Origin of the sequence: Leptospira mayottensis 200901116 (assembly GCF_000306675.2) — a bacterium.
Taxonomy (GTDB): Bacteria; Spirochaetota; Leptospiria; order Leptospirales; family Leptospiraceae; genus Leptospira; species Leptospira mayottensis.
Genome location: NZ_CP024871.1, coordinates 1,158,970 through 1,174,199, shown reverse-complemented (window position 1 = coordinate 1,174,199; position 15,230 = coordinate 1,158,970). Strand labels below are relative to the sequence as shown.

Genomic DNA, 15,230 nt, shown 5'->3' with positions numbered 1-15,230 from the left:
CTTAAAAATCCTGAACCGGTTTCGAAAGAAGAAAGTCCCTATCCCACCCAAATTGCGGTTTAATAGAATCATTGAAAGGGAAAGAGTGATTAAGGTTTCAAGATTCGATATTCTTTCGTTAGCAAGATGAGAAAGGAAGCTTCCCTCTTTAGTAGTTACGAAAGAGGGAAAAAATGGTTGGACAATAGACTGAATTGAAGTTGAAATCAAAGAGGTAAAGAAATGGTAAAAACTTTAAGATTAGAATTACCGGACGGACTCAATTTGAACGAGCAGACGTTACAGATGCCACTTGCAGTAAAACTTTATGAAGCCGGTCAGTGTTCGTCGGGGCAGGCAGCGAAAGTAGCTGGTGTGACAAAACGTAGTTTTATTGAAACGATGGGTGCCTTTGGTGGTTCCATCTTTTCGGGTTATACAACACAAGATTATTTAAACGACATTCAGAATGCGTGATTGATTCAAGAGACAAGATGTAAGCGTAAAGAATGAAACAACTGGAAGACGTATTCAAAAGAAAGATCCGATTTACCGAAGAAAGAAGGAAACATATAGAAGAGGATCACCCTGAGATGTTAGGACAAGAAGAGAGTATTGTAGAGTGTTTATCTTCTCCTGAACAAGTGAGACAATCCCGAACGGATGTCGGTGTGGAATTATTTTACAAGTATTTTTACCAAACGTTGGTAGGTGACAAATATCTTTGTGTAGTAATCAAGAATGGAAAGGATGATTTATTTTTAATCACGGCTTATTTCACTGACAAGATAAAAGAAGGAAAGGTATTATATGGATAGGGAGATTAAGATATATTTCGACAAAGAGTCTGACTACTTAGAAGTCCTCTTTGAAAAGAAAGAAGGTTTTTTTAAAGAAACGGAAAACGATGCAGTAATGGAAAAAGTGGATGTATTGGGGAATGTAATCGGGTTTTCGATTCTTGAGGTAAGTTCCTTCCAGAAAGAACCCGTATCTGTTTTCCTTCGTAGTGGTGCCGCTTAACGTGTATTCACTGTAAAGCTTCCCTCTTTAGTAGTTACGAAAGAGGGAAAAAATGGTTGGACGAATGGATCGAATCAAGTAAGAATACAAAGAAATGAATCAAGACAAACTACTAGAAAGAATAACATTCAATCCGGAAATATTCGGAGGTAAACCCATCGTTCGAGGCCGTCGTTTGGCAGTGGAACACATACTTGGAATGCTTGCGGCAGGAGATACGGCGGAAACGATATTGCAAGGTTATCCTTGGTTGGAATCGGACGACATTCAAGCGTGTCTGGTCTATGCGTATCGAATGATCGGAAACGAGAGAATAGAGAACATCCCGCAAGAAACAAGCCAGGTTGCGTGAAAGTATTTTTGGATACTTGTGTATGGGGAGGCGTGTCAAAGGAGCTTAAAGCTTTGGGAATAGATACGGTTTGGTCGGGAGACTTTACTAAAGATCCTGGAGATGAGGAAATTCTGAAAATGGCATATGAAGAAAAGAGAATATTAATAACCTTAGACAAGGATTTTGGAGAACTTGCAGTATTTCGAAAACTTCCTCATTGTGGAATTATTCGTTTAGTCAATTTATCCAGTAAGGAACAGACGAGAGTAAGCCACTATGTATTAAAATTACACGAAAAGGAACTGTTGTCTGGAGCGATCATTACGGCGTCTGCGAACAAACTAAGACTTCGTTTACCGGGCGAATGAGAGAAGGAATGTGATACAAAATTTATATTAAAGGATGAAGAAGAAAGCTTCCCTCTTTAGCTGTGATTGTTTGGAATTCCAAAACACGAAGATCTTTCGGGTTCAAGTTAAAGAGACAAGAAGAGCCGTTCATTAGAAATCTCGGCTGAAGTAATGCACAATCTTAGAATCGATTTCACGGCACAATAATCCACAATAATGGTTGGAAGGACTTCGGTTTAACGGGAAGTAAGAGTGGAACCGGGAAAAAAACCGGGTGATTTAGAACTCTTGCCAGTAAGACAAAAAAAATACGGAAAATGGAACTTGTGCGAGTCCTAAAACGGATTCTTTGAAAAAAACGAGTTGCCTAGTATTGTAATCGGAAAGAAACTTTCCAAGCAATCGCTTTCTTGAATTCAAAGAGGAAAGCATCTCACACCCCTGCCCTAATTCATTGCGCTCCAAACGTGGAGCCTCTAAACTTAAAATCAAACGATCTTTGGACGATTCCCTCTAAAGACGACTCCGATGGAAACATCGGGGCGGAGGGGGGAGAGTAATACCCCCCGCTACCGGAATTTCAAGTATTCGAAATCAAGAATTGAAGATATTTAATTTTTTAGGATTTTTAATTATGAAAAACCTCTATTTTGTTTAACTTTCTAAAGGAATCTTTTGAAAATGAGTTTTTACGAATTTTTCCAGAGATTCAAGGTTTAAAATCTGTTATCCGGAAAGAGTTCCAAAGTAGAAAAAACACTAGCATTGACTAACATGGTTTTTAGTTTCATCGAAAACGAAAGACAAGCAATCGAAGTGGCCGCCCGAATCGAATTCGGGTAGAACTTTGATTTCACGACTAAAAGAGAAAGCGGCCGCTTGTTTGGGAAACATTTCTCTGAATTCGGGTTTTCCGAATCCCGTTTTTGCCTTCTAAGGCCTTGAGGCAATTGCCCTATCGTTAACCTAAGATTCACTTATGATCAACCTATCATTAACCTATGGTTGCCTATGATTCACTTATCATTCACCTAAGATTCACCTATCGTTAACCTGTGGCCTTCTAAAGAAAAGAAAAAGGGACTGGGAATAGTCTGGATTTGCGTTTTACTGCATTTCAAACAGGACTTGTTCGGGTCCTGTATGGGACTTGTTCGAGTCCTGTGATTTTCAAAGTGGTCCTGTTCGGGACTTGTGTGAGACCTGTTCAGGTCTTGTTCGAGTTCTAAGAGAGATTTTGAAGCAGTAGAAAGTGAGAATACAAGCTCGGATTGGAGAGTTCTTGCAGAATACGAATTGGAACCAAGAAACGAGTAAGAGTCTTGCTTGTATGTTGAAATATCTGAAGAAATCCGAAGTTTTCCGCAATTTCAAAGTTTGTTAAATTGAGATGTAGAACTTGGAAATTGAATCACCATATTTTCCGGAAAATGTGAGAGAAAACGAAAAAATCTTTCGGTTTTTTCCATTTTCTTCGGAAATCGCATGAAGAAAGCTGAATATTCAAGAAAGTGTTCTTAGGGAAATTTTCTTGTGTATTTTCAAAAACGCTTGTACCGGATTTTTTTTCGGTGTGTGAGTTTGCTAAGGGCTAAAACGCTTCGGATTGGCGAACGCTATGGAAAAATTGCAACTCCAGCAGCTTCAGGGTTAGGGCACTACACTTGGCCTCGGAGTGGGAATGGGTAAAAACGCAACAACAGGATCCTATGCCAGCACTCTCAACTTGGGAATGAGCTACAATCGCCAGGACGGATTCGGAACTAGTGCGGGACTGTCGTCTAACAACAATCATGTTCTACCCGGAATGGGAGCTACCATTAGCAGAAGTGAATATGCTGGTTGGGGCGCAGACATTTCAACTGACCAATACGGCAAAGTAGAGGGAGGCGGAGGCAGGCCGAGCTTTGGAGGTGTCAGCGGAGGACTTGCATGGAGTGAAAGAGACGGTTTTACCGCAAGCTTTAACGTAGCCGGCACAAACGCTCTCAGTTACAATTCTCAAACTGGTCTTTCGTCTAATGCCGATTTTATAGCTCAGTATTCTATGAACAATATTCTTGCTCAAGGTGTCGCTGAGACGGATGAAGAGAAGGCGTATGCGGCGGCAAAAGCAGAAGCAGATTCAAGAGCTGCGCAAAATAGGAACAATTCTGAAAATGGAGCGGCGGCTGTTAGTGCGTCAGGATATGCTACAGCAAGGAGAGAAGGAGAAGATGGTGCAACACCTCATTCCAATGGGGAACCGGCCGATCCGGTAGACCAGAGAATTGCTCAGCTCCGGAAAGAACTGAGTGAAGGGATTTCGCTGGCCCATGATAACGGAACGATGAGTGACGCGGGTAATCCGGCGTTGGCAAGTGCAGCGAGAGAACTTTCGAGTAAGACGGCGGAGTTGAATCGATTGGTGGCTTCGAAGGAAGCCGGAGGAACGACGAAACCAGCGTCTTCAGGAAGTGAATCCGGAGGTCTTCTTGATGGTATCAAGGGTTTATACACCAAAACGAAAGAATTGATATATGGCCCGGAGGCAAAACCGCGAAGTGCATATGCGGATGATCGTTCGGCGGCACAAGGAACTCGGATCGGAAACGAAACAGCGGCTTATCTCGATTACAAAGAAGGAAAGATTAGTAAGGCCGATTACGAAGGACAAGTAGCGGCAGAGAGAAAAGCATATTACGAAGCGACCCAAGGAGACAGGAACAAGATTCCAATGGGATCGGGATATACGGATGTATCAAAAGACAATTTAGGAAAGTTGACTCACTTAGAAGGTATCAAGGGAGTAACCGGTCGAATCGTAGAAGATGCAAATGGAAACGTATATTTCAGAACGAAAGCGGATGGAATGGGTTCTGCTTCGATCCCGATGGAACCGACAAAGATTACGGAAAAGCCTTGGACGGCAATTGATCCGCACAATCAGAGTAAAGATCCAGGTGCAGTTGACTTGCATGCTCCGTATGGAAGTCCGATGACTGTTATGCGATCCGATGATGGGAAGTTTAAAGTAACAGGATTAACTAATATGTCCGAAGGCGGAAATTCTCTCAGGCTTGAATACAAACTCAACGGTGTTAAAAGACAAGTAGACCTTCGTCACGGCCAAAATCAATTTCCAAGCTACGTGATTGATGCGCTGAAAGCCAACGAAAAGCCGATTTTTGATAACGGAACCGTAGTCGGTTGGACCGGGGTTACAGGACAACATGGAATTGGAAATGATGGAAAAGTAAAATATGATCCAACCGATCATTCTCATTTAAAATTTCAAAATTCGAATGGTAGTGATTGGAAAGATTGGGGACTTCCTGCGATGGGGTATTAACAATGGAGAGGAAAGGAGTAAAGTATGAAGGTTCGAAGAATAACATCTATTTTGATATTTCTAATATTGGTGGGTTGTGTGGGAAAAGCAAAAGTAAATGATCCGACGGAAGAAGCTTTGGCGTATTTGAGTACTTTGGCTCCAAAGCATAGTCAACTGACTAAAGGAAAATTGAATGAGTTAGAAGGAATTAGTTTTGCTGGGACCCCAATAACGGACGACAAGTTGAAATATCTTTTGATATTTCCAAACTTAGATAATCTTACATTAACTAAGACAAGGATTACAGATGCAGGTCTTGCTACTTTGAAAGACAGCAAGATTTGGTCATTAGACATTGATGGAACGTTAGTTACAAACAAAGCGATTCAGGTTTTGAAAGATTGGAAACATTTGAAAATTCTAAATATCTCATATACGAATATCGACGACGGAGCCGTAGAAGATATTTTAAAGTTGAATATTGGAAGTCTCACTGCTGCGGGAACGAAACTTTCTGAAAAATCAAAAGAAAGAATTAGAAAGAAAATGCAATTTGAAGATGATGAATATACAATACAATGTCCCGGTGAAACAAGTAAATGTCCGGAGTTTTGAATTACTCGCAAAACAGGGCTCCAGTGCAGAACCCACTGTCCCAGGTAGCAAACGGACTCCGGAAAACCGGAGTTTCGTATGAAACCCACTGACACCCGAAAGAACATTAGAGAAACTGCAATCGATGGAAAAACCTAAAAAACAAAAGAGTGTAAGAGTGAGTCGGGAAAGGGAATGGAAGCAAACCAAAGAAAAGAGGGATATGCAATCGGCGAAGCGGTTCGAAACAAAACGACGGGCCAAAGGATGTATGTAGAAATAGCTTGGAATCCGGAAGTGAGTTGCATTTACTTTGACTCAGAGAAGGAAAGCCTTGTGAAGGTTCAGGTGTTTCCGGAGGATTTGGAGCGGATTAAGGACATTCTTCCGTATCTTCCCAAGTAAAACAATATATGGAAAACCCGACTCAAGAGAACTCCCTACCCCGCCGCACGAGCTTTGCCTTGGGCGAAGCGGTCCGAAACAAGCGGAGTGGCCGCCGGATGTATGTGGATACAACCTGGGACGGAAAGGTCCCTTGTGTTTACTTTGACGCAGAGAATGAAAGCCTTGTGAAAGAAGAAGTTCCGTTTGAAGACTTGGAGAAAGTGAAGGAAACGGTAAGACAGATTCACGCTTCTAAATACATGAGAATTATTGAATATTACTTGGCAGATTTGCCGAACGACTTCTGATATTGAATGTTTTTAAAATCGAAAGTGCACCTGTACCAAACTTGGCCGATGGAAACGTCGGTTTTTTGTATATCGTGATGGTGTAATTGAATCTACTTTTTTCGTTTTGTGTATTTGATTGTGAGAAAGAAAATGAGTAAGACTATATTGTCAATAACGAAAGCCCAGAACCAATACGAATCCAAAGAGATACTGAAATCCATTATTTTCCTAAAACCTGTTCCATGCGTCCTTTTTTGATGAAAGCATCGATGAGGGATTTAATTACTTCCCTGTCTTTGTCGTTCATCTGATCAACAATTTCAAATTCTCTGAGTAAGGTTTGTGGAAGCAGGATTTTCGTTTACTTCTTCTAAAAGTAGATAATCGGTTGAGATTTCAAATGCTTTAGCCATCTTGATTACGGTTTCTGAATTTGGGATGGTAGATCCGTTTTCATACTTTCCGATTTTTTTACGAAAGAGAAACCTTTTAGAATTTCGAAAAGCGCGTCTGCTTTTCGTCTTTGACATCGACTAGAATTTTCATGGCCTTAATTATTTCCCGACTAACTCTTGCAGTTTCTTTTTAGTAAGGAAAGCATCGATAATTTTTTTGATTAAAGTTTTTTCCTCTTCAGGAAATTGTTCAACAGCCTGGAACATCTGTAATAAATCTTTATCAGAGAATTTTGCTTTGGCAAATTCTTCTTTAGATCCGTTTAACAGATAATCGCTAGATACTCCGAGGACTTCAGCTAGTTTGTTTACGGCTTCGGCGGAAGGCATAGAGAGACCGCGTTCATACCTACCGATATTAGTGTAATGAAGTCCGACAAGCTCCCCAATTTCCCCCTGAGAAAGATTTTTTTGAAGCCTTAACTGTCGAAATCGTTCACCGAACCCGTTTTCAGGCTCTTTTTTTCTTCCTTTGCTCATAATCAATCATAGTTGCATTTAAAAAGTAAGCTGTCGAGAAGAACTTAAAGCAGATGTGCAGGTAATAAAAAGTTAGGGCTTGACAAATGAAGCATTATTGCACATTGTAAGGCATATTTGCATTACAAAAAATTCCCCCAAAAAGGAGCCCTTCCCCATGCCATTCATCCCGAAAGAAGAGATCACGCGGTTAAAACAGGAAACGGACCTGCTTTCGTTGGTCCGCAGCTACGGAATCGAACTGAAGAACCACGGGACGAACTGGATGGGCCGCTGCCCGTTCCACGAGGACAGAACACCTTCGTTCATCGTAACACCTGCAAAGAATCTGTGGCACTGTATGGGAGCTTGCAAGACAGGAGGGAGCGCGATCGACTTCGTAATGAAGCGTGAGGGCTTGGGATTCAACGAAGCGGTAGAGAGATTACAAAGAAGAAAACCGGAAGAAGGGTTCGTGAAAGAAGGCCTAACTCGAAACGAGCGCCGACAACTCCTGGAAGGAACGACCCGCAAGATCCCGAGTACGGAAGGATTGACTGGAGAAGAGAAGGACCTGATTTTTCAAGTGATATCCTACTATCAAACGACACTACGCCAAACACCGCACGCGCTCGAATATTTGAAAGAGAGGGGCCTTGGAAGCGAGGAAGCGATCACAAAATTCAAAATCGGCTACAGCGATGGAAGCTTGAGCCTTACGTTGCCGTCGCGAGGAACACAAGTCGGATTCCGGATACGTGATTTGTATCGGGATTTCGGATATTTTGGAATCAGTAGCAACGGAACTGAACATTTCAGATCCAGAGTAGTGATCCCGATATATACCCGAACTGGAGAATTGTGCGGGATGTATGGAAGAAAGATAGAGGAAAGTAAAACGCTCAAGACACCGAATCACAAGTATTTAGCGGGAAGACATATTGGAATCTGGAATGAAGAGGATGCGTTTAGAAAGAAGGAACTTGTGCTATGCGAATCGATACTCGACGCGCTTACCTATTGGGAAAATGGAATCAGGAACGTGACATGTAGTTACGGAGTGGAAGGATATACGGAAGAACTACATCAAAGGATCTTAGAGAAGCGTATCTCAAAGATATATATCGCATATGACGGGGACACGGCGGGAGACAAGGGAGCGATGTCATTGTATGAGAGATTCAAAAAGGAAGAGGTAGAGCTGTATCGAGTCAGATTTCCCTTGAACGTGGACGCAAACGAATACGCGTTACAAAGTGAACAAAGACAAGACGCACTCTTGCAACTCCTGGAAAGAAGCGTGAAATTGACCCAAGAAAATACCACTCAAGAGCCAAAACGAAGAACCGTTGCCAAAGAAGAACCGACAGAAAGAAGCGAAGAAGAACTCACGCCCCAATACAAAGAACTGTTTCCCATTGAGATAACTCCCCGACCCCAAGAAGAACTTTTGACCGCGGAAGGACTGACCGCCTTAAACGAAAACGGAGAAGAAAACTCCCCGCCATCACAAATCCAAATCCAACCGGAAGTAAAATCTTTAAAGAAGAAGTGGAAGTAAAATTTCCAGAAAGGACGTATTTAGCAAAGGGCCTGTATCGAAACAATGCAAGCCTTGAGACGTTGAAAGTGACGCTCAAGGTGAGCCAAGAAGAAAGATATCACGTAGATAACGTGGATCTACTCAGTTACAAAGCCAGGACTTCGTATTTAGGGACGGCCACGCATGAACTCAGAGAAAAAGAGGAAACGATCAAGAAGGAACTCGGGAGACTCATCAATGTCTTGGAAGAGGTATTGAACGAAAGAGAGAAGGAAAGAAACGTAAAGACGGAAGTGGAGCTCACCCCCGAGGAAAGAGCAGAAGCGATTCAATATTTAGAGGCTCCGGAATTACTTACCAATATCCTAATAGACTTTGAAAGATGCGGCCTTGTGGGAGAGAGAGTGAATTCTCTTGTGGGGTATTTGGCGAGTATCACGAGAAGAACGGAAAACCCACTTGCAATCATCATACAGAGTTCATCGAGTGCGGGCAAATCGACACTCATGGATGCGATCCTTGACTTCGTACCGGAAGAAGAGAAAGAGAAGTATTCCGCGATGACCGGCCAATCCCTCTTCTATATGTCCTCGAAGAATTTAAAGAACAAGGTTCTAGCAATCTCGGAAGAAGAAGGAGTGGAAAGAGCGAAGTATGCTTTGAAGATACTCCAGAGTGAAAAGAAAATCAGCATCGCGAGTGCGATGAAAGACCCGACGACTGGAAGGACGGTAACGGAAGAATACAGCGTAGAAGGCCCGGTGGTCATCTTCCTCACGACAACAAACTTGGAGATTGATGAGGAGCTCGAAAACAGATGCCTCATCCTAACAGTGAACGAAGGAAGAGAACAGACAAGAACGATCCTTGAGATACAAAGAGAACTGGAGACGTTGGACGGAATCGTAAAGAGACGGGACAAAGAAAAGATTCTAACACTCCACAAGAACATACAAAGGGTCCTTCGGCCTTTAGTTGTCGTGAATCCGTATGCAAAGGAAATGAAGTTTCCGGATACAAAACTGAGAATGAGACGGGATCAAAAGAAATACCTGACCCTCATCAAGTCGATCGCCCTCCTTAATCAATACCAAAGAGAGAAAAAAATCGGACAAGGCGAGAACGGGGAGAGATTCGAATACATCGAGGTGACTAGGGAGGACATGGAGTTAGGCGGCCTGCTTGCATCTAAGATATTAGGAAGAACTCTCGAAGAACTCACCCCACAGACAAAGGAAGTATTGTATTCATTATACGCAATGGTTACAAAAGAAAGCGAGGAACAAAAGCTTACCAAGAGTGAGGTTCGTTTTACAAGACGGCAAGCGAGAGAGAGGCTTGGAATGAGTGACACAAGACTTCGGGTCCATTTGAGAAGACTGGAAGAATTGGAATACTTGATCGTACGCAGTGGAAAACAGGGGCAGATAGCGGAGTATGAGCTATTGTATGACGGAGAGGGACAAGAGGGAGAAGAGTTTACATTAGGACTTACTTTTTTAGGAGTAAGAGAGACAGGAGTAGACGACGGACTTTTCTCTTGGAGAGAACTATTAGGGCTTGCCAGAAAAGAAGAAGAGAAGGAAAGTGCATGAGCGAAGTAGAATATACAAAAGATCTGTTTTTAGAATTATATGTTTTGCAGTTTACAACTGTAGAGCAGTTAAACGTCTCAATCGGCAAGGAGACGGGAAGCCAGTATTTTGTCGCACAATTGCCACAAACTTCGCCCCCCAAAAAACCAACTTCGCCTAGCAAAAAGGCCACTTCGCTCCCCCTTCGCCTAGGCAAAACCGGGGGGTCGCCTGGGGGTAGCCGCCCCCCCATTCTCGCATTCTGTAAGGGTTTAGGTGGGGTTTGGGTTCAAAATACGAATTTAACACTTAAACAATGTATTCTAGAGAGAAAAAAAGAAAACCGCCCAGTTGCAGCTGTCGGTTGCTTGTGAAGGAATGCTATGTATTGGAGCGAGAAGTTAGAATATTTAAAGAACTCACCACCCGAAACGATATTAAACTACGGATATGAATATATCGAGTGGAAACGAACGGCGCAAGGAAATGCGATCGCGACTTTGGGAAATGTATATTTGACTATTACAAAGTTTTCAAATTGGTGCGAATTGCGAGAAGTTCGTAATGTGAAAGAAGTAACGTTATCTCTATTAGAAAGATATCGAACGTATATAACGACAATGCGTAAAGCGAATGGCAAGGAACTATCGAACAATCAGAAATACAAATACCTAAATATTGTGAAGGATTATTTCGCGTGGCTTACGAAAAAGCGTGTGTTGCTTTTGAATCCTGCGTTGGACTTAGAGATTCCTAAGTTTGTGAAACAAATCATCCCTCACAATGTATTAAGTGTGGACGAAGCAGAAAGGATCTTGTCGATGCCGGACGTGACGACGGTGTATGGATTTCGTGACAGGGTGATGCTTGAGGTAATCTATTCGACGGGGATACGGAGGATGGAACTCGGGAATTTGTATGTAAGCGATATTGACTTTGTAACAAAGACATTACTGGTTCGAGAAGGTAAAGGTAAAAAAGACAGATTGATTCCGATCAGTGAGAGGGCTCTTCATTGGATTGGGGATTATTTGGAAAGGGTGCGACCGTTACTGGTAAGGAAAGAAAAAGAGTTACATCTATTTTTAGGTAGAAGGGGCTGTAAAGTAAGCGTCAACAGCATTACAAAGAATTTTACAAGATTTAGAGACACAGCGGGAGTTAAAAAACGACAAGCGGTGCATATATTCCGGCATACGACAGCGACGGGGATGCTCGACAACGGAGCGGACATACGACACGTACAAGAAATGCTTGGACACGCGAATTTGAGCACGACCCAAATCTACACACACGTAGCGATTCGAAAGCTCAAGGAAGTGTATAACAAGACACATCCATCACTCCATACACCGGATTCAAGTTCTCTCGTGGGAGGAGCTTCCCCTAAAAAAGAGACCGGATCGAAAGACAAAGATTCAAACCAAGAAGAGTCCGACACGAGTTAGATGTCAGGGTGTTAGGGATCAGTGATTAGGTTCTTGTAACATTCCAAATCTCTAAACAACAAAACGAAAAGGACCGGTTACAGAGAGGACTTCCCTCTTTAGCGGTTTCTTTCAAAAACAAAACCAAAAACAAGATTTAAAAAAACCTGCGGAGCGATCCATGGAGAGCGACGCGCTGAGTTATTAGGAGGCCAAAGGCATGCAAATCATCACGATGGCGTCGTTAAAAGGTGGAGTAGCCAAGACAACAACAGCGATCAATCTTTCGATCCAGTTATGGAAGAAGAGAAAGAGAGTGCTGTGTATGGACTTGGATTTGAACAACAATCTAACAGACTTTTTTCTCCGGGGAGTGAAAGAAGAGGAGTTGGATACAAGGAACGTATATCATGCGCTACTCGAACAAAAAGAGATCGAGGCTTGTGTGTATGAGACCGGATTTTCCGGGATTCATATCTTACCGGCCACGATACGATTGGGAGAGATGACGAATGAATTAGGAAACGACCCGGAAGTGTTCGGATCGTTTGCGGAGAATTTAAGAAAACTCAATTATGATTATATAATCATTGATACGCCGGTGTATCTTTCTTTGGAGCTACGGTTTGCATTGTCGATAGCGGATTTAGTATTGTTTCCCGTGAGGCCGTCCAGATGGAACTATCAGGGGATGAAAACTCTACTGGGAGAAGTGGAAAATATATTCGAAGAGCATCCGGAGGCGGACGGGTTCGGAGCAAGCGTCGGCGGAGGTTCCAAACTTGCAGAGAAGAAAACCAAGACGTTACTTGTTCCTTCAATCGTCGGAAAGGGAAAGAAGGAATCGGAACGAATCGACAGACTTAAAAAGAAATACAAAGTATCGAAGACGGTCATATCTAAGTTATCGGCGATTGAGACGGCGGGAGAACTTGGAAAGCCATTGAAGGAGAACACGAAGGGATACGAGTTATTCGAGGAACTGACTCGGGAAGTCTTGGAACTTACCTGTGGCGGGAAGAAGCGCAAGGTAATCCAATGAAGAAGAGTCAGGAAGAAAAAGCCAAAGAGTGGATGGAAGAACAAGAGTCCACTCCCCGGCCCGGATCAACATTTGGGAAACAGTATATACCGAAGGGAATCACACTGAACCCGATTGTGAAGATGGTTTCACCTTCGAGTTTGAAGCCGAATCCGAGAAACGACTTTGATCCGTTAACCGAAGAAGAATATACAAATCTCAAAGAGAACATAGCACTAAACGGAATCTTGGACGCACTCACGGCCAAGAAAGACGGGACACTTGTGACGGGAGAGAATCGGTACCGAATCGCCTTGGAGTTGAAAGACCACGAAGATGAGAACGTGCGTCGTCGTGTTGAGAGTATTCCTGTCCGTTACTATATGAACGAACTTAACGCAGAAGAGGAATACGACATACTCGAAGGAGACAATTTATTTCGAAGACATCTAACAGCGGAGCAAAAAAAGAGCGGCTAAAGAGAAGAATCCTTCGGAAATACAAAGACGATCTCTTACAAGACAATCGAGGTGGGGACCGAAAGAGCGAGTCGTCTCATTCATTAGTTGAGAATACAGAAGAAGAAACAAACGGGGAAGGATCTTCGGATTCGGAAATGTTAAGCGAAGAGGAATCAAACAATGGCCCTCATCGTTTGATCGAGGATGAAGAACAAAAGAGAAACACATCTTCTTCTCCTGAAGGACAAACGGAGCTTGGGCTATTCTTCGGTGAGGTTGGCACCTTAGAAGAGCAAGCACAGGGAACAAGACAAAAGAGTGAATCTTTGAAGACCGGACCGGACGAAAAATCAAACGATCAGGGTGATAGTTTGATCGGTCATTCCGGTAAAGATTTAGTAAATAATGAATCTTCTCTTGTTGGAAACGGTTTTGAAAAATCAAAAGATGAGGGTCATCTTTTGATCAGTAATTCTAGTAAAGATTTAGCAAAGAAAATTTCTAAGAATGAAAATATTCCATTTGGGACAGCTAAAAACTATATCACTGAAATCCGCAAAGAATTAAAAACGAAGGAGCCTAAGTCATCCAAGAGGGAAGAGAAATCTATCAAGAAAGCGGAGAAGAAGACGCCGAAACAAATCTTGCAAGCGAAGGTAAAAGAGTTTCAAAAGAAATACGGGAAGATGAGTTACGACCAGAAGGAAGCGGCTTTGGAAAGACTCTTGAATTCTCTAAGGAAAGTGAGGAAGCAACAAGCAGATCTACACAAGAAAACAATGGAGTTAGGTTCTAAGGACTCAGAGCTTGTAGAACTGATTTCAGCAGTGGGTCAAGAGAAGAGAATATGGAAGTTGAAGGTATGAAAAGCAAAAACGAGACAAAACGAGCCTTTTACCGAATTGACCCGAAAATGACGAAAGAAGAATCCCCTACTATCCCAAAGAAAACGAAATCATATCGGAGGGGATATGAAAAGACAAGTTCCGTAAAGAGGAGAGAAGAAGCCGAAACAACATTACAGAAGCTGCAAGTGTATCGAAAGAAGAACCGGACGATGATTCTTCGATTCAAAAAAGGAGAAGAAAAGGAAATCGAGATTGAAAGAAAATTTCAAGAGATCGGTCGTAAATTCTTGGAAACGGAGATCGTAGAGAAACAGGCTTTCGAAAAAAAACGGATTCGGGGGTTAATCAAATGAAGGATACCGAATGCAAAGAAGGTCGTGTGATATTGCGGTTAGTATCCAAGAATGAAAGGTTGAGGGAATTGGAACTGAGATTAGAAACGTTTTGGAATCGATTTCAAGGAATGAATATTCGGGAAAAAAGGAAGGCAGTGAAGGAACTGTTTTTGAATCTTTACAAAAGTCAGAAACAAACGAAGAAGCTGATTCAGACCTTGCTGTCACATTGTCAAAACGAGGTGGAGATTGAAAAGACACTGCGTATGATCGGTAAGAGGATGAGGGGTTAACCTTCATCCTTTTCATTTTTGAAATGGAAACCCGGATGGAGCCATTCAATTTCCTGACTTAAACTACCCTTAAATTTCCTTAAAAATCCTGAACCGGTTTCGAAAGAAGAAAGTCCCTATCCCACCCAAATTGCGGTTTAATAGAATCATTGAAAGGGAAAGAGTGATTAAGGTTTCAAGATTCGATATTCTTTCGTTAGCAAGATGAGAAAGGAAGCTTCCCTCTTTAGTAGTTACGAAAGAGGGAAAAAATGGTTGGACAATAGACTGAATTGAAGTTGAAATCAAAGAGGTAAAGAAATGGTAAAAACTTTAAGATTAGAATTACCGGACGGACTCAATTTGAACGAGCAGACGTTACAGATGCCACTTGCAGTAAAACTTTATGAAGCCGGTCAGTGTTCGTCGGGGCAGGCAGCGAAAGTAGCTGGTGTGACAAAACGTAGTTTTATTGAAACGATGGGTGCCTTTGGTGGTTCCATCTTTTCGGGTTATACAACACAAGATTATTTAAACGACATTCAGAATGCGTGATTGATTCAAG

At 42.3% G+C, this 15,230-nt stretch carries 17 protein-coding genes and 3 pseudogenes; 17 read left to right on the top strand and 3 right to left on the bottom strand.

Annotation, left to right across the window (positions count from 1 at the left end):
- Positions 1-222: 222 nt before the first annotated feature.
- From LEP1GSC190_RS05215 to LEP1GSC190_RS05195, 5 genes are all read left to right on the top strand, one after another.
- Positions 223-456 carry a UPF0175 family protein gene (locus LEP1GSC190_RS05215; protein ID WP_002747688.1) on the top strand — a complete coding sequence of 78 codons (234 nt, stop codon included), beginning with the start codon at positions 223-225 and terminating at the stop codon, positions 454-456.
- Positions 457-488: 32 nt separating this feature from the next.
- Positions 489-797, top strand: coding sequence for a hypothetical protein (locus LEP1GSC190_RS05210; RefSeq protein WP_002747634.1), 309 nt, complete (start codon positions 489-491; stop codon positions 795-797).
- The gene (locus LEP1GSC190_RS05205; RefSeq protein WP_002747675.1) at positions 790-1,002 is read left to right on the top strand and encodes a DUF2283 domain-containing protein; all 213 of its coding nucleotides are present in this window, start codon (positions 790-792) and stop codon (positions 1,000-1,002) included. The genes LEP1GSC190_RS05210 and LEP1GSC190_RS05205 overlap by 8 nt, the downstream gene beginning before the upstream one ends.
- A gap of 94 nt (positions 1,003-1,096) precedes the next feature.
- On the top strand, positions 1,097-1,354 hold the full coding sequence (locus LEP1GSC190_RS05200; protein ID WP_002747662.1) for a DUF433 domain-containing protein: 258 nt from the start codon (positions 1,097-1,099) through the stop codon (positions 1,352-1,354).
- The gene (locus LEP1GSC190_RS05195) at positions 1,351-1,704 is read left to right on the top strand and encodes a DUF5615 family PIN-like protein (RefSeq protein ID WP_081586350.1); all 354 of its coding nucleotides are present in this window, start codon (positions 1,351-1,353) and stop codon (positions 1,702-1,704) included. The genes LEP1GSC190_RS05200 and LEP1GSC190_RS05195 overlap by 4 nt, the downstream gene beginning before the upstream one ends.
- A 261-nt stretch (positions 1,705-1,965) precedes the next feature.
- Here LEP1GSC190_RS05195 and LEP1GSC190_RS19720 read toward each other — a convergent pair whose 3' ends face one another.
- The gene (locus LEP1GSC190_RS19720; protein WP_126160274.1) at positions 1,966-2,178 is read right to left on the bottom strand and encodes a hypothetical protein; all 213 of its coding nucleotides are present in this window, start codon (positions 2,176-2,178) and stop codon (positions 1,966-1,968) included.
- Positions 2,179-3,361: 1,183 nt separating this feature from the next.
- Here LEP1GSC190_RS19720 and LEP1GSC190_RS05180 point away from each other — a divergent pair.
- The 4 genes from LEP1GSC190_RS05180 (at position 3,362) to LEP1GSC190_RS05165 (ending at position 6,288) form a co-directional block, all read left to right on the top strand.
- Complete coding sequence (locus LEP1GSC190_RS05180) at positions 3,362-5,017, top strand: hypothetical protein (protein WP_237578341.1); 1,656 nt, start codon at positions 3,362-3,364, stop codon at positions 5,015-5,017.
- 24 nt (positions 5,018-5,041) lie between these two features.
- Entirely contained in the window at positions 5,042-5,614 is a 573-nt protein-coding gene (locus LEP1GSC190_RS05175) for a leucine-rich repeat domain-containing protein (RefSeq protein WP_002747673.1), read from the top strand.
- 174 nt (positions 5,615-5,788) lie between these two features.
- Positions 5,789-5,998 carry a hypothetical protein gene (locus tag LEP1GSC190_RS05170; RefSeq protein ID WP_002747635.1) on the top strand — a complete coding sequence of 70 codons (210 nt, stop codon included), beginning with the start codon at positions 5,789-5,791 and terminating at the stop codon, positions 5,996-5,998.
- A gap of 8 nt (positions 5,999-6,006) precedes the next feature.
- Positions 6,007-6,288, top strand: a complete 282-nt coding sequence (locus LEP1GSC190_RS05165; protein ID WP_237578340.1) for a hypothetical protein — start codon at positions 6,007-6,009, stop codon at positions 6,286-6,288.
- Positions 6,289-6,689: 401 nt separating this feature from the next.
- Here LEP1GSC190_RS05165 and LEP1GSC190_RS20150 read toward each other — a convergent pair.
- Positions 6,690-6,800: pseudogene (locus tag LEP1GSC190_RS20150) on the bottom strand (helix-turn-helix domain-containing protein); the annotation flags it as partial.
- Positions 6,801-6,824: 24 nt separating this feature from the next.
- Positions 6,825-7,205 (bottom strand): helix-turn-helix domain-containing protein, encoded by a 381-nt coding sequence (locus LEP1GSC190_RS05155; protein ID WP_002747681.1) that lies wholly within the window; start codon positions 7,203-7,205, stop codon positions 6,825-6,827.
- A gap of 157 nt (positions 7,206-7,362) precedes the next feature.
- Between LEP1GSC190_RS05155 and LEP1GSC190_RS05150 the strand changes: the two are divergent.
- The 8 genes and pseudogenes from LEP1GSC190_RS05150 (at position 7,363) to LEP1GSC190_RS05110 (ending at position 15,220) form a co-directional block, all read left to right on the top strand.
- A pseudogene (locus tag LEP1GSC190_RS05150) lies at positions 7,363-10,322 on the top strand (CHC2 zinc finger domain-containing protein).
- Positions 10,319-10,675, top strand: coding sequence for a hypothetical protein (locus tag LEP1GSC190_RS05145; protein WP_036036974.1), 357 nt, complete (start codon positions 10,319-10,321; stop codon positions 10,673-10,675). Before LEP1GSC190_RS05150 ends, LEP1GSC190_RS05145 begins: the two are co-directional and overlap by 4 nt.
- Before the next feature lie 9 nt (positions 10,676-10,684).
- Positions 10,685-11,749, top strand: coding sequence for a tyrosine-type recombinase/integrase (locus LEP1GSC190_RS05140; RefSeq protein WP_002747642.1), 1,065 nt, complete (start codon positions 10,685-10,687; stop codon positions 11,747-11,749).
- 199 nt (positions 11,750-11,948) lie between these two features.
- A complete protein-coding gene (locus tag LEP1GSC190_RS05135; RefSeq protein ID WP_002747637.1) occupies positions 11,949-12,770 on the top strand; it encodes a ParA family protein in 822 nt (273 codons plus the stop codon).
- Positions 12,767-14,076: pseudogene (locus tag LEP1GSC190_RS05130) on the top strand (ParB N-terminal domain-containing protein). Before LEP1GSC190_RS05135 ends, LEP1GSC190_RS05130 begins: the two are co-directional and overlap by 4 nt.
- Positions 14,073-14,411 (top strand): hypothetical protein, encoded by a 339-nt coding sequence (locus LEP1GSC190_RS05125; protein WP_051019821.1) that lies wholly within the window; start codon positions 14,073-14,075, stop codon positions 14,409-14,411. Before LEP1GSC190_RS05130 ends, LEP1GSC190_RS05125 begins: the two are co-directional and overlap by 4 nt.
- Positions 14,408-14,686: a hypothetical protein gene (locus tag LEP1GSC190_RS05120; protein ID WP_173380624.1), complete on the top strand. Its 279-nt coding sequence runs from the start codon at positions 14,408-14,410 to the stop codon at positions 14,684-14,686. Before LEP1GSC190_RS05125 ends, LEP1GSC190_RS05120 begins: the two co-directional genes overlap by 4 nt.
- 300 nt (positions 14,687-14,986) lie before the next feature.
- Positions 14,987-15,220 (top strand): UPF0175 family protein, encoded by a 234-nt coding sequence (locus tag LEP1GSC190_RS05110; RefSeq protein ID WP_002747688.1) that lies wholly within the window; start codon positions 14,987-14,989, stop codon positions 15,218-15,220.
- Positions 15,221-15,230: the final 10 nt, after the last annotated feature.

What these genes read in the sequence shown, in the direction of transcription:
- LEP1GSC190_RS05170 (WP_002747635.1), top strand. Translation starts at nt 5,789, where the DNA reads ATGGAAGCAAACCAAAGAAAAGAGGGATATGCAATCGGCGAAGCGGTT.
- LEP1GSC190_RS05205 (WP_002747675.1), top strand. Translation starts at nt 790, where the DNA reads ATGGATAGGGAGATTAAGATATATTTCGACAAAGAGTCTGACTACTTA.
- LEP1GSC190_RS05215 (WP_002747688.1), top strand. Translation starts at nt 223, where the DNA reads ATGGTAAAAACTTTAAGATTAGAATTACCGGACGGACTCAATTTGAAC.
- LEP1GSC190_RS05140 (WP_002747642.1), top strand. Translation starts at nt 10,685, where the DNA reads ATGTATTGGAGCGAGAAGTTAGAATATTTAAAGAACTCACCACCCGAA.
- LEP1GSC190_RS05145 (WP_036036974.1), top strand. Translation starts at nt 10,319, where the DNA reads ATGAGCGAAGTAGAATATACAAAAGATCTGTTTTTAGAATTATATGTT.
- LEP1GSC190_RS05165 (WP_237578340.1), top strand. Translation starts at nt 6,007, where the DNA reads ATGGAAAACCCGACTCAAGAGAACTCCCTACCCCGCCGCACGAGCTTT.
- LEP1GSC190_RS05210 (WP_002747634.1), top strand. Translation starts at nt 489, where the DNA reads ATGAAACAACTGGAAGACGTATTCAAAAGAAAGATCCGATTTACCGAA.
- LEP1GSC190_RS05110 (WP_002747688.1), top strand. Translation starts at nt 14,987, where the DNA reads ATGGTAAAAACTTTAAGATTAGAATTACCGGACGGACTCAATTTGAAC.
- LEP1GSC190_RS05175 (WP_002747673.1), top strand. Translation starts at nt 5,042, where the DNA reads ATGAAGGTTCGAAGAATAACATCTATTTTGATATTTCTAATATTGGTG.
- LEP1GSC190_RS05135 (WP_002747637.1), top strand. Translation starts at nt 11,949, where the DNA reads ATGCAAATCATCACGATGGCGTCGTTAAAAGGTGGAGTAGCCAAGACA.
- LEP1GSC190_RS05125 (WP_051019821.1), top strand. Translation starts at nt 14,073, where the DNA reads ATGAAAAGCAAAAACGAGACAAAACGAGCCTTTTACCGAATTGACCCG.
- LEP1GSC190_RS05120 (WP_173380624.1), top strand. Translation starts at nt 14,408, where the DNA reads ATGAAGGATACCGAATGCAAAGAAGGTCGTGTGATATTGCGGTTAGTA.
- LEP1GSC190_RS05155 (WP_002747681.1), bottom strand. Translation starts at nt 7,205, where the DNA reads ATGAGCAAAGGAAGAAAAAAAGAGCCTGAAAACGGGTTCGGTGAACGA.
- LEP1GSC190_RS05200 (WP_002747662.1), top strand. Translation starts at nt 1,097, where the DNA reads ATGAATCAAGACAAACTACTAGAAAGAATAACATTCAATCCGGAAATA.